This window comes from Streptococcus suis (assembly GCF_002960445.1).
Classification (GTDB): domain Bacteria; phylum Bacillota; class Bacilli; order Lactobacillales; family Streptococcaceae; genus Streptococcus; species Streptococcus hyiners.
This window is the reverse complement of sequence record NZ_POJD01000257.1, coordinates 1-14156: the sequence shown is the minus strand read 5'-3', so window position 1 is coordinate 14156 and position 14156 is coordinate 1. Positions and strand designations below refer to the sequence as shown.

7 protein-coding genes are annotated in these 14156 nt (G+C 42.6%); 5 read left to right on the top strand and 2 right to left on the bottom strand.

All coding sequences use genetic code 11. The features are described 5' to 3' along the window. Positions 1 to 19: 19 nt before the first annotated feature. Positions 20 to 466, top strand: a complete 447-nt coding sequence (locus C1G53_RS09385; protein ID WP_105118460.1) for a VOC family protein — start codon at positions 20 to 22, stop codon at positions 464 to 466. Between the two features lie 44 nt (positions 467 to 510). Here C1G53_RS09385 and C1G53_RS09380 read toward each other — a convergent pair whose 3' ends face one another. Together C1G53_RS09380 and C1G53_RS09375 are read right to left on the bottom strand one after the other, a co-directional pair. Continuing rightward, positions 511 to 2115 carry a permease gene (locus C1G53_RS09380; protein WP_105118459.1) on the bottom strand — a complete coding sequence of 535 codons (1605 nt, stop codon included), beginning with the start codon at positions 2113 to 2115 and terminating at the stop codon, positions 511 to 513. After that, the gene (locus C1G53_RS09375) at positions 2112 to 2855 is read right to left on the bottom strand and encodes an ABC transporter ATP-binding protein (RefSeq protein ID WP_105118458.1); all 744 of its coding nucleotides are present in this window, start codon (positions 2853 to 2855) and stop codon (positions 2112 to 2114) included. The genes C1G53_RS09380 and C1G53_RS09375 overlap by 4 nt, the downstream gene beginning before the upstream one ends. 133 nt (positions 2856 to 2988) lie before the next feature. Here C1G53_RS09375 and uvrB point away from each other — a divergent pair, with 133 nt between their 5' ends. The 4 genes from uvrB (at position 2989) to C1G53_RS09355 (ending at position 14013) form a co-directional block, all read left to right on the top strand. Then, a complete protein-coding gene (gene uvrB, locus C1G53_RS09370; protein ID WP_105118457.1) occupies positions 2989 to 4974 on the top strand; it encodes an excinuclease ABC subunit UvrB in 1986 nt (661 codons plus the stop codon). Positions 4975 to 5189: 215 nt separating this feature from the next. Next, a complete protein-coding gene (locus tag C1G53_RS09365; RefSeq protein ID WP_105118456.1) occupies positions 5190 to 11795 on the top strand; it encodes a ZmpA/ZmpB/ZmpC family metallo-endopeptidase in 6606 nt (2201 codons plus the stop codon). A gap of 741 nt (positions 11796 to 12536) precedes the next feature. After that, positions 12537 to 13043, top strand: a complete 507-nt coding sequence (locus tag C1G53_RS09360) for a GNAT family N-acetyltransferase (RefSeq protein ID WP_161941401.1) — start codon at positions 12537 to 12539, stop codon at positions 13041 to 13043. Between the two features lie 64 nt (positions 13044 to 13107). Continuing rightward, positions 13108 to 14013: a hypothetical protein gene (locus C1G53_RS09355; protein WP_105118455.1), complete on the top strand. Its 906-nt coding sequence runs from the start codon at positions 13108 to 13110 to the stop codon at positions 14011 to 14013. Positions 14014 to 14156 lie beyond the last annotated feature (143 nt).

Sequence of the window (14156 nt, the reverse complement as noted above, 5' to 3'; positions counted from 1 at the left end):
AAAAATTTGGAGGTATCCCATGCTAAAAGCAATGGAAGTTTACTTGGTAACTAACGGTAACGGTCAAGAAGCGATTGAATTCTACAAAAATGCACTTGGTGCAGAGGTAGAGCAAGTCAATCTGTATAAAGATTTTGTGCCAAACTGCCCACCAGAATTGGAAAACTTTGTCATGAATGCCCAATTCCGTTTAAACGGACAACGGTTCATGCTTTCTGACAATAATCCAGAAATGCCTTATTCAGTTGGTGACAACATTACAGTTGCCTTGATTACGGATGATGCAGAAACTGCCCAAGACTTGTTCACAAAACTATCTGAAGGTGCCATGAAGATTACGATGGACTTGCAAGCTGTGCCATGGTCACCTGCTTATGGTTCTTTGCAAGACAAATTCGGTATCCACTGGCAAGTCAATGCTGAAGTAGCAGGCTACGGTCAAGAATACTACGCTGAACAAGACTAATAGCATTCAAAAACCAGATTTCGACGAGCGAAATCTGGTTTTTTTTACAATTTTTGCCAATAGGATTTATAGAGAAAGAGCTGGAGTAATCCTGAAAGGACGACTATTAAGGTTGCCAGACCAGAGCTTACTAAGGTTGGACCAATGATACCAGCCATTATACTACTGATGACGAGCAAGATGGCTCCGAGAATCATTGTTAGTATGATGGAACCAGCAATCAGCCACTGCCCTGCTCCGCGACCGAAAAGCTGGTTGGAATTCTGCCAGTTGAGCATGAGTAGGCGTTGGTCCCGCCAGTAGTATATTTGACCAGTTAGTAGGGCAGAAACAAGTATGCCTAGACCAAAGAAGAGGGCTAAGATCATGTTTACTTTCATGACAAATAGGGCTAACATGAGATAGAGCAAAGTCGGAACCAGGAATTGAACCGCAGCAATCACCCAAAACTTTTGAATAATAAACTGTTTGAAGTTAATGGGCAAAGTACGGATAAAGTGATAATTTTCTTTTTCCAAGGACATGGCTGTTCCGATAAAGGTCGTTGACCCAGCAAACATACTACCTAGCAAGAAGCCAGCCAATAAAGCAATTCCGAAATATTCCCATGAAAGAACACCCAGTCTACCACCTTCAGTAATTTTTGAAATTGAAGGGAGCAGGGCAACCCCCATCACCAAGGACTGCAAGAAGGTCTGTACCATCAGGTTGCTATCGTTGAGGGTAGATAAATGGTGTTTGATAAGGGCCTGATTTAAATTCTGAGGTAATTTCCTTGGTTTGCCGACCTTACGTTTTGATGAAGCAGTATCAATCGCCAAAACCTGTTGGAAATAATTCGGAATAACAGTTTTAAAGGCAAAGTGGACCAATCCCAACATGAAGAAAATAGGAAGGATGAGATTGATAACTGTCCCCAACGAAATTGGTTGGCTGATGATGTAGTGGAAACCGACAAAAAGTGGCAATTCTGGAAACTGAACAAAACCATCTGATTGGAGGGAAACAGTCTGCTGGGATTGGAGAAACATAAGCGCTCCCATTGAAACCAGAGATGAGCCTGTCAGAAGAATGGTAGAAATGGTTGTCTTATGTGGGCTCTTAGTCAAGATTTCTCCGATAAAGTGCATAAAAATCATATTGAGAAGGTTGACTAGGAACCATAGGAGAATAAAACTTGGCAAGGCAAAAAGTGCAAAGGCTGGTCCACCTATTTGCCAATAGGTAATGATAAGAAGAGAGAGGCAGGGGATGAGGAAGGGCAAGACCATACCTTGAGCCGATAAGAATTTGGCGATAAAAACCTCGCTTGCTTTTAAGGGAAGAGGTAGATAGAGTTTGGTGTCCTTGCTGTCGTAGAAGACAGAAAAGAAGCCTGTGAAACCGTATACGGTTGCCAGTATAGCAAATTGGGCTAGTTGTAGGGAGAAGAAACCTGTGGACCGTTTGTAATCAATCCCTAGAAAGAAGACGGAGTAGAGAATAGCCATCATCAGAATGAGGAAGCCTTGTTGGATAAGGATGCTCCGATAGGCTGAAAAACGTCCATCTTTATTCTTATTTTGTTTTTTCTTGACGGAAGCTAGCAGTTGCGGGTTGGAGTAGAGGATATTGATTTTGACCAATTCCCAAATCAGAGATTTGTTCATCCGACCTCACCTGCCTCTCTTTGTTGGCGACCTGCTAATTCTAGGTAGATGGTTTCCAAGTCCTTGTCAGGATATTGGGATTTTAATTCTTCCAGACTACCTACGAAGATAAGTCGTCCCTTTCTGAGAATGCCAATACGGTCACAGAGTTGTTCTGCAACAGACAAGACATGGGTCGAAAAGAGAACGGTGTTACCACCTTTGGCATGGTCCTTCATCATCTGCTTGAGGTCAAATGAGGCCTGGGGATCCAGTCCAGTCAAGGGTTCATCCAAAATCCAAATATCTGGCTTGGGAATGAGGGCGCCGATGATAATGGTTTTCTGTCGCATACCGTGGGAGAAACTGTCAATGGGCTCATACTGGCGAGCGCTCATATCAAATAGAGTAGCCAGCTTGTTGATACGTTGGTCAACAGTGTCTTTGTTCACTCCGTAAACCTTGCCCATAAAGTGCCAATATTCAAAAGCAGTCAAGTGAAGAAAAATATCAGGCGAGTCTGGTACATAGGCAATCCGTTTTTTGACCTCATCTCGATTTTCTTCCAGATTAAGCCCGTCGACGGAGATGGTTCCATGACTGGCTTGGATAATGGAAGTGAGCAGGCTGATGGTTGTTGTCTTACCAGCACCGTTATGCCCAATCAAGCCGAAAATTTCCCCACTTTCGATGGTCAAATCCAAATCATCAAGGGCTAAGGTGTCGCCATAGGCTTTACTAACGTGGTTAAATTGAATCATAAGAACCTCCTAGATAAATATAATAAATTACAATTATTATACTACTGAGCTAGTACAATTGCAATAGTTTTTTAGAAAAAAGTTAAGAAACTCACAAATCCTATCCACAAGAAAAATTTGCTATAATAGACCTATGATTAATCGAAATACTGAAAACCAATTTAAACTTGTATCTAAATACTCACCGTCTGGTGACCAGCCCCAAGCCATTGAAACCTTGGTGGATAATATCGAGGGGGGTGAAAAAGCCCAGATTCTCATGGGAGCAACAGGTACTGGTAAGACCTACACCATGAGCCAGGTCATTGCCCGTGTCAATAAGCCTACCTTGGTCATCGCCCACAACAAGACCCTAGCTGGTCAGCTCTACAGTGAGTTCAAGGAATTCTTCCCAGAAAATGCGGTCGAATACTTCGTGTCTTACTATGATTACTATCAGCCAGAAGCCTATGTTCCTTCCAGCGATACCTATATCGAGAAGGACAGCTCGGTCAATGATGAGATTGACAAACTTCGCCACTCAGCGACCTCAGCTCTTCTCGAACGCAACGATGTCATCGTCGTGGCCTCTGTTTCCTGTATCTACGGTTTGGGATCGCCCAAGGAATATGCTGATAGCGTGGTCAGCCTGCGACCAGGTCAGGAGATTTCCCGTGACCAGTTGCTCAATTCCTTGGTTGATATCCAGTTCGAGCGCAACGACATCGACTTCCAACGGGGACGTTTCCGTGTACGTGGAGATGTGGTGGAGATTTTCCCAGCTTCTCGTGATGAACACGCCTTCCGTGTGGAGTTTTTCGGGGATGAAATTGACCGCATTCGTGAGATTGAAAGCTTGACAGGTAAGGTTTTGGGTGATGTGGACCACTTGGCGATTTTCCCTGCCACCCACTTCGTGACCAACGATGACCATATGGAAACGGCTATTGCCAAGATTCAGGCGGAGCTAGAAGAGCAGCTCAAGGTCTTCGAGGCAGAAGGAAAACTCTTAGAAGCTCAGCGATTGAAACAACGGACCGACTACGACATCGAAATGCTACGGGAAATGGGCTACACCAACGGAGTTGAGAACTATTCACGACACATGGACGGGCGAAGCGAGGGCGAGCCTCCTTATACCCTGCTGGACTTTTTCCCTGAAGACTACCTGATTATGATTGACGAGAGCCACATGACCATGGGGCAGATTAAGGGGATGTACAATGGTGACCGCTCTCGCAAGGAGATGTTGGTCAACTATGGTTTCCGCCTCCCAAGTGCACTGGACAATCGTCCGCTGCGCAGGGAAGAATTTGAGAGCCATGTCCACCAGATTGTCTATGTATCTGCGACGCCGGGTGACTATGAAATGGAGCAGACCGATACCGTTGTCGAGCAGATCATTCGGCCGACAGGGCTTTTGGATCCAGAAGTGGAAGTCCGTCCAACCATGGGCCAAATGGACGACCTTTTAGGTGAAATCAATGCCCGTGTTGAGAAAGGCGAGCGGACCTTTATCACTACCCTGACTAAGAAAATGGCAGAGGACTTGACCGACTACCTGAAAGAAATGGGCATCAAGGTCAAGTATATGCATTCGGACATCAAGACTTTGGAGCGTACGGAGATTATACGTGATCTTCGATTAGGTGTCTTTGATGTTCTGATAGGGATTAACCTCTTACGTGAAGGGATTGACGTGCCAGAAGTCAGTCTGGTAGCTATTCTAGATGCTGACAAGGAAGGCTTCCTCCGTAATGAACGGGGGCTCATCCAGACAATCGGTCGGGCAGCTCGTAACTCTGAAGGCCACGTGATTATGTATGCGGACAAGATCACCGAGTCTATGCGGAAGGCTATGGAAGAAACAGCCCGCCGCCGTCAGATCCAGATGGCTTATAATGAAGAACATGGCATCATTCCACAGACCATTAAGAAGGAAATCCGTGACCTGATTAGCGTGACCAAGGCTGTCACTCAGGACAAGGAAGAAGTGGTGGACTTCAATGCTCTTAACAAAGACGAACGCAAGGCTATGATCAAGAAACTGGAAGGACAAATGCAAGAAGCTGCAGAAGTGCTTGACTTTGAACTGGCAGCTCAGATTCGTGATATGGTCATTGAGTTGAAGAATATGTAATCAAAGAAGATAAATAGCGGTTGGAAAAGGATTCCAGTCGTTTTTTATCTGAATTATTTCTCTTATGGTAGACTAGTTAATCCTTGTAAATATGTCTATTATTCAGCGCTCTGACAGAATTCATTTTTTCTACGAATAATGAGCCGTAATACTTGTTTCCTTATCCTTGAGAGAGTATAATGAAGGGGTATATTTTTAAGGGGATTTGAGAGATAATGAAGAAACAATTTAACGAGAAACAAGAGCGTTTTTCACTGCGTAAACTATCAGTAGGTCTTGTTTCAGCAACGGTAGCAAGCCTATTTTTTGCGACTTCCATTGCGGCTGCACCATCTGTTAGTGCTCAGTCAATCAATTATACTTATGTAACTGAGCAAGAATTGACAGATGCGGAAAAAGAATTGATTATTCGTGACCTGCCAGGTTTGGCTCAGGCGACGGATGCTAATTATTATTTAGTCTATCGTCCGGTCGGAGCAAGCAAGCCATCCACTGCTGTAGATACAAACAGTCGTTTGGAAATTTTACCGAAAACAGGTGTTATGGAAACAGGCGTAATGGCCCTTGCTGGAATTTCTCTCCTTGTTCTTGCCATAAAAATTGGCAAAAAAGGGAAGAAGGAGCTTGCAGGTGTTATTTTATTAGCGGCTACTGGTGCAAGCTTCTTGGCACCAACCAGCTCTGCCTTGACCAGTCATATTTTGGCTCAGTTCAACCATGCGGTAGAAAGATCAGCAGGCCAGGCCTTGCCAGCGCCTGCTGAAATTGAAGGCTATGTCTATGTGGGCTATTTTAAAGATAGCAGAGCAGAAGAGAAATTGTCTACTGAAGCCCCAAAAACGCCTGAAAAAGAAACTGTAAAGGATACTACGGAAGAAACAGTTACGGAAGTTCCGAATACAGCACCAAGTCATCAAGTGCCAACTGTTGAGATTTCTGAAAAGATTATTACAAAGTCAGAAGTGCTTGCTTTTGATACTCAGATTGTAGAAAATACTGCTTTGGCTGAAGGAACAGAAAAAATTGTTCAAGAAGGTCAAAATGGTGAGCGTACTATCACAATTAAGCAGACATTTGCAGATGGTCAGCTTTTGAAGGAAGAGGAAGTTTCGTCAGAAATTTCTAAGACAGTCACACCAAAAATCATTGAGATTGGAACCAAGAAAGCTGAGGCAACCATAGTTACGGAAGTTCCTCAAACTGCTCCAACTCATGAGCTTCCAGCTGTAGCTATTACTGAAGAAGTGTCATCACATACAGAATCTATTTCTTTTGAAACAGAGGAAGTCTATGATGATACCTTACCAGAGGGAACTAGACAGACAGCTCAGGCTGGTCAGGCTGGTCAAAAGACTATTGCAACCAAGCAAACATTTATTGGTGGTGTCTTGGTTCAGTCAGAAGTTGTATCAGAAATGGTCAGCCAAGCTCCTGTTAATCAGGTCGTGAAAATTGGTACCAAACCCATTACTGCTCTACCAGATACAGCTCCGACGCATGAAGTACCAGCAGTAGTCCTGACGGATGATACGACGACAAATACGGAATCTATACCTTTTGAAAGTCAAGTCATCTATGATGACACCTTGGCGGAAGGAACTCGAAATGTGGAACAAGTTGGTAAAGCTGGAGTTCAAACGACTGTTATCAAGAATTTCTACGCTGATGGTGTTTTGCTTAAATCTGAGCAAGTTTCAAGCTCCGTAACAAGCTTGCCAGTGACGGAAATTGTTCGTCTTGGTACAAAGAAAGCTGATGTGGTTACCACGGAAACAGAGCAAGATACCAAAGTCCTTCCGTTCGAGATTAGTTATCAGGACGATGCGACCTTGCCAGTTGGAGAAGAAAAAATCATTACTGCTGGTCAAAACGGTCTTGCCACTATTACGACAACCTATACGGTCATTAACGGTGTTCGTCAAGCAAATCCTACGGTTACTGAATTGGTAACTACTCAGCCAGTGGCTCAAGTTGTTGCTCGTGGCACGAAACCCGCTAGCCCAACTCCAGTTGAGGGGACAGAGGCTGTAAAAGAAACAGTTGAAATCCCATTTGAAACCAAGGTAAGCGAAAGTGCTGACCTCTACACGGATGAAGAAAAAGTAGTGGTTGAAGGTAAGGATGGTAGCAAGGAAATAACTACTACATATCAAACTATCAAAGATGTTCGCCAGCCAAATCCAACTGTGACTGAAAAGGTTCTAGTTGAGCCAACGACCAAAGAAGTTCTCAAAGGTACCAAACCAATCGAAGGAACAGAAACAGATAAGGAAACTGTAGCCATTGCCTTTGAAACCAAGGTAAGCGAAAGTGTTGACCTCTACACGGATGAAGAAAAAGTAGTGGTTGAAGGTAAGGACGGTAGCAAGGAAATAACTACTACATACCAAACTATCAAAGGTGTTCGCCAGCCAAATCCAACCGTATCAGAAAAAGTTATCCTTGAGCCAACGACAAAGGAAGTTCTCAAAGGAACCAAGCCAATTGAAGGTACGGAAGAAGACAAAGAAACGGTCGATATTCCATTTGAAACAGAATACATTGATGACCCAACACTTTTAGAAGGTAAAACTAAAGAAGTGACCAAGGGTGTCAATGGTTCTAAGACGATTACTACAACCTATAAGACCATCAAGGGCGTTCGTCAGGAAAATCCGACAGTTACCGAAGAAATTACTGAACAACCGGTAAATGAAGTGATTGCGCGTGGTACAAAAGTTGAGAAAGTACCACAAGTGATTATCACAGATCTGGTAGAAAATGACGATGCTAAGTCAGCGACAATCAGCTATAAGTTGACAGATGAAACAGCCAACTTCCTCCGTGCTGTTGCCCTCCTCTATGACAATACAGGTGCTTTGGTTAAGGAACAAGCTATTGACGATCCAAATGGTCAGTTAACACTTGAAAATCTGGACTTCTACACAGACTATACAGTCAAAACTAAGATTTTCTATACAATGGTAGAGCAGGAACAAAGCTCTGAGCAAGAAGCTATTCTTGAAAGTATGCGCCAGTTTGATCTAGTTTACAAGAAGATTGAAATCAAGGACATTGATGCAGTGACGGTTTACCGCCGTAAAGATGGTAAGTATGTCGGTCAAGAGTTTTTAGAAGAACTTCCAGCATCGGCTAATGAACTATTTATCAAGGTAACATCCGATCGTTTTAAAGAAGTTTACCTTCCGGTTTCTAGCGTTGAAGAAACGACCTTAGATGGCAAGACAGTCTTCAAATTGGTTTCTTCCTTTGACCAGTTGGTAGAGGATAAGAACAGCCAATACGTTGCAAATCGTGAGTTTTACATTCCGAAGATGACGACGGATGCAAATACCTATACCTCCTTCAAGGCCTTGATTGACGCCATGAAGGCAAATCCAGGCGGCACATTTAAATTGGGTTCTCATTTGGACGCAAGTGAAGTCCCTGTTGGAGATGTAGCTTCTTATGTTCAGAATTTTAGTGGTAGTTTGGATGGAGTAAATGATGGCTATGCTTTCTCAATTAGTAACTTGAAAGCTCCACTTTTCTATAACCTCGGTGGTAAAGTTCAAAACTTGGATATCAAGAATGCAAACTTGAGCACAAGCACTACCAATCCTCTTGCTACCATTGCCGTTAATGCTAATAATGCATTAGTCACAAACGTGGCTGTAGAAGCCAACCTAAAAGGACCGCAAAACGTATCTGGTTTAGTTCATTCGGCAACTAATACAACTATCAAGGATGTATCCTTCAAGGGTAGTATCGAATTAACTGGAACCGCTGCAAGTCTAACTGGTGGTATCTTGGGTAACGGTACGATGGCAAGTGTTGGAAATGCCAAGGTTGATGCAACTATTACTCTCCCAGGTACAGAAAACCAAGTAGCTGGTGGTATTGTCGGACGTACCATGCTTGTCTACGATGTACCAGGAAGTGTCTATAATTCGTACGCAACAGGCTCTATAGTGACGACAGAAACAGGTGGTATAGTCGGCGGCATTGCAGGTGCCAACCAAGTAACTGGTGCCTATGCTCCATATAGTGGTAATGTTAATAACGTTATCAGCGATATGACTGGTGCGACAAGTATTATCGGTCAACCAGCAAATCCAACCGGTAAGATTAAAGACGGCTTCACAACAACTTCAGATACATTGGGCAATGTCAAGGCTATCACGAATGAAGAAGCACAAGCAAAAGTTCAAGCAATGGGCATCCAAGCGACTTTGGAAGATTCAAAACCTCTCAATCTTAACCCTTATTCCGTCAATTATCTAACTCTAGATAAGGCACAGGCAGACCACGAAACGGCCTACTACAACATGGAGAAAATCCTTCCATTCTACAACAAGGAACTCCTTGTTTACTATGGAAATAAGATTGCGACAGATGACAAACTCAACAGAGTTCGTTTGCTTGATGTTGTTCCAATGAAGGATACTGCCTTTATAGCAGATGTGCATACTGAAAAAGCTAATATCAACAGAATCATGCTCCATTATGCGGATGGCACGGTGGATTATAAGGCGGTTTCATACCTTGAAGATTTCAAGAATAACCATGTGGTAGAATACACCATTGCTGGTACGGACTTGATTTACACGCCAGAGTCCTTCTTGAATGATAGAAGTTCTCTTGTAAATGATTTGGTAAGCAGCTTGTCTACAGTGGTTCTGGATTCAGATGCTATGAAAGCCGTTGTCAATTATCCAACTAAATTGGATGCCAACCGACAAACAGGGACAGCAAAAGATTTCTACTTTGGCGAAAGTTTTGACCAAGTTAAGGCTAACCTAGAGAGTAATGTACGTAAGATTTTGGTTGCTAGCCTAAACGGTCAAGGTCAGGCAGCGGAAGATTATATTAAAGAGAAAATTACCAATAATAAGGATGCTTTTCTTCTCGGTTTGACCTACTTGAACCGTTGGTATGATATCAATTACGGGGATGTGAATACCAAAGAATTGACCATTTTTGAGCCTGATTTCTTTGGAAATGATGCTGCCTCTGCCCTTGATATGATTTTGGCAATTGGCAATGGTGGCTATGAGGTTCTTCGTGCCCATAACAACGTAAGTACCTATGCTGCAGCTATTGGTAAGCAAAATAACAAGGCTAGTCTATTCGACATGGTGGAAGCCTACCGTAAACTCTTCTTGCCAAATCTATCAGACAATGACTGGTTCAAACAAACAACCAAGGCCTATATTGTTGAGAGTAAATCACAGGTTGCAGAAGCGGCAGCCAAGCAAGAAAGTGCTGAGAAACATAGCAAGTACGCACTTGCTGTTTACGATAAGATTACCAATCCAGCTTGGGAATACCGTCAGATGCTCTTGCCTCTATTGACCCTGCCGCAAGAGGACATCTTCATCATCAGCAACATGAACACCTTAGCAGTAGGTTCCTATGAACATTATGTAGATGACTATAAAGATCCTGTCAAGCGAGATAGTGTCCGTCAGTTGGTCGATAAGGCGGCTGAAATGCAGCGGGACAATGCTGACTTCTGGTATAAGATCCTTGATGAAGAAAATCGTGACAAGCTCTTCCGCACGGTGCTAAATAATGAAGGCTTCCTAATGAATGGCCCAGATGGTCAGAAAGTCTATCGTAATTTACTCGCCGATGTAGATGCAATTCAAGACTACTATGGCCCGATTAACAAGTGGTATGCAGAGGGTGGAACCAAAACTGCCTATGCAAACGGAAAAGAAACCTTCTATGTCCTCTATAATATGCTAGACAATTATGGTACAACTCTCTATACCCATGAAATGGTGCATAACCAGGATGGAAGTACCTATCTTAAAGGATATGGTCGCCGGATGGGACAAGGAATGGAAGTATATGCAGATGGCTTGCTCCAAAACGTATCTTCTGTCGACCGAACAATCCTTGGTTTCAATGCTGTCTTCAATAGTGACGCTGCTAATCGTGTGCATGTCGGAGATCCGACTGCTCGTTTCAACAGCGAAGCGGACTTTAACCAGTATTTCCACAATCAATTTGATGTTCTCTATCTACTAGACTACATCGAAGGAATGACTGTCCTTGAAAAGCCAAATACCGTTAAGAAGGACTGGTTCCTCAAACTGGAAAATTACTACATTCAAGAAAATGGTAAAGATACCCATGCTGGTAACCGAATGACGACCCTGACAGAGGAAGATGCTGCTAAATTGACTACGTTTGATGACCTAATCAATGGAAGTATCATTGATCGCTATGGCTATCAAAGTGCTAAATACGACCAAAACTTACAACGTAATGGCTACTACAGCGTTCCGATGTTTGCAGGTAACTATTCAGCCTTGTCTAATCCAAATGGCTCACCAGGTGACTTTATGTTCCGTCGCATGGCCTTTGAGTTAATTGCTGCCAAAGGTTACACAGATGGTTTCATACCATACGCATCTAATCAGTTGTCTGATTATGCCATGAACCAAAACTCTATTACTTATGATACTTGGAACAAGAAAAATACAGGCTTGATTACAGATAAACACGTCTTTGACCAAGTCTTTAATGGCCAGTATGCAAGTTGGGAAGAGTTCAAGAAAGCCATGTTCATGGAGCGTGTGGATAAGGCCCAAGCAGGTAAATTGAAACCATTCACGATTCAGTATGAATTAGGTGTTGCAAACTCAACGAAAGAAGTAAGTATTGCGAGCTATGATGACCTTCAAAGATTGATTAGAGAAGCGATTGATGCGGATATCCAAAATAAATCCTATGGTAGCGATAAGAGCCGACTATCAACTTTGAAAATCAAGATTTATCAAGCCTTGATGCAATCAACAAACGACTTTAGAACATCTATTTTCAATCCATAATCTATTGAAAGAGGCTGGGCTCAAGCCTAGCACCACTTTTCAGAGTTCGTGTCAACATCTCAGCGCAGCGGTTGATTGGCAGATTTGTTCGTGTTTTACACTCCAAATCTGACCTAATCAACTGTGCGGGGGTGGGAAGACGAACTCTTTTTTAACTAGTCGAGTTCTTTCCCACTCCCTTTTTCCCATTTTTAGATAGATTATTTCGAGCTTTGGGTTTGGAATAGTAAATATTAAAATTGTTTATACAATTCAAGCAAAACCCTTGAAAAATGAGGGGGGGGTGATATACTAGTAGTGGTATTTTATATATCGTCCTTTCTAGCTAGGGTAAAAGCTGCAAGATTGTCTACTAGAAAATGATTGTTTACCAATCAAATGATTTATTAAAGATAACTCTCCCCCCCCAAAAAAATCTAACTATCACTAAGAAAATTTTATCAGGAAAATAATTGGTTTCTTGTAGATTTTTTGCAGAAAATGGCAGGGTCAATCTAGCCTAGATGGACCCTATCAAACCTAGCGAAGATAAGTAGCTCTTATTCAGATGTGACTAGTAGTTATAATGGAAGAGCTTGTAATTTGGTACGATTTACAATAAAATCCAATTTAATGAAAGTAAAAGGCTCTCTATTCTCCAGTCAGGTATTGCTGTCTTGGTAAGGAAGAGCCTTTTTATCTTGTTAATACCATGTAGAATGATATAATATAAAATGTACTCTTAAAAGTTTGAGGTAGTATATGTTTATCAAAGATATGGAAACCGAGAAGGAAATTCAAGGCAAGGCTTATGTTCATTGGAAGGCTTGGCAGGAGGCCTATGCTGATTTGTTACCGCAGGATTTTCTCCAAAAGACCTACACCTTGGAACGGTGTCAAGACTGGGCTATTCGCTATCCTAAAAATATCCTGGTGGCTATGGTGGATGAGCAAGTGGTTGGCTTTGCCTGTTACGGTGCCAGCAGTCAGGAAGATTTACAGGGGGCTGGCGAGCTTTATGCCCTTTATGTTCTGGCGGATTACTACGATCAAGGAATTGGCTACCAGCTTATGCAGGCGGCCTTGGAAAAATTGCAGAGCTACCATCGGGTTTCTCTCTGGGTATTGGAGGGGAATGCGCGTGCGATTGCCTTTTATGAAAAGGTTGGCTTCCGTTTTGATGGCCTAAAGAAAATTGTCAATCTAGGAGCAGAGCGAATAGAATACCGAATGGTCTTGGAATTACCAGACAAAAATTCAAAAGAATAATATAATGAATATTGAATAACCCGCTTTGATGTGCTATAATAAAGCTGAATCAAGGAGGGTTTTTATGATTTTACTGACCAATAATCGTTTACGTGTTGAAATTTCTGAACCAGGCGAACGGCCAAATGATACTTTTCGTTTTGATCGAGCAGGCTTTATTTCAGATGTTACACTGGATGGCGATACACACTTTGGTGCTAATGAGCCTATGAACCTACGGCATTTATCGTCTGGTGGTAGAGGGCTGTGTTGCGAATTTTCAGGAGATTTTTCTGCTGGGGCCCAAGTTGGTGACTATTTCCCAAAATTAGGTGTGGGCTTGATTAAGCAGGATAGTGAACTAGGTTACCAATTTGCCCATAAATACGATGAGGTCATTCCCTATCCTGTCACCTACAGCCATACGGAAACTTCTGCTACATTTTTTACAGAAGCGGTAGCTTGTTTGGGAATTGCTGCTGAGATTGAAAAGACTATTCGGATCGAGGAGAATGCTCTTATTTTAGAAGCCACAATCACCAATGTTGGCGACAAGGCATTTGAAACAGAAGAATATTGCCATAATTTCTTGAGTATCGACGGTATGGCTATTTCACCGGATTACCATCTGGACTTGCCAGATATGAATGATCTGGGTCATGATCGCTTAGAAGGTTTTGGTGGCTATGACCATAACAACTTTATTGCGGATGGTAAGGCCATCACCTTCGAAAAATGTGAAACGGATGTTTCCCTCAGTGTTCTTAGCACCGATAAGGCAAACCTCGGTGATACATTTACCTGGAAACTCAGTCATAAGGGAGCCCAGGCTAGCGTAACTGGGATTGATAGTGTCAAGCCGACCAGTTTACTCCTATGGGCTACTGACCACATTGTCAGTCCAGAAATTATTCAGACCATTAGGCTTTCGCCGGGGCAAAGTCATAGTTGGACCCGTCGCTGGATCTTTGAAGCCAATCCTCGTTGGTAGTGTTCAGTCAAGGCTAGTCGGCCTTGGCTTTTTTCTACCATTTGTCAAGTCTATCAAGGTATTTGATGAAAAATATGTTGAGTTCAATAGTCAAAATAAGAAAATTGTTTTCTTTTGGACTAAGGTTTCGTGTAAAAAAGAGT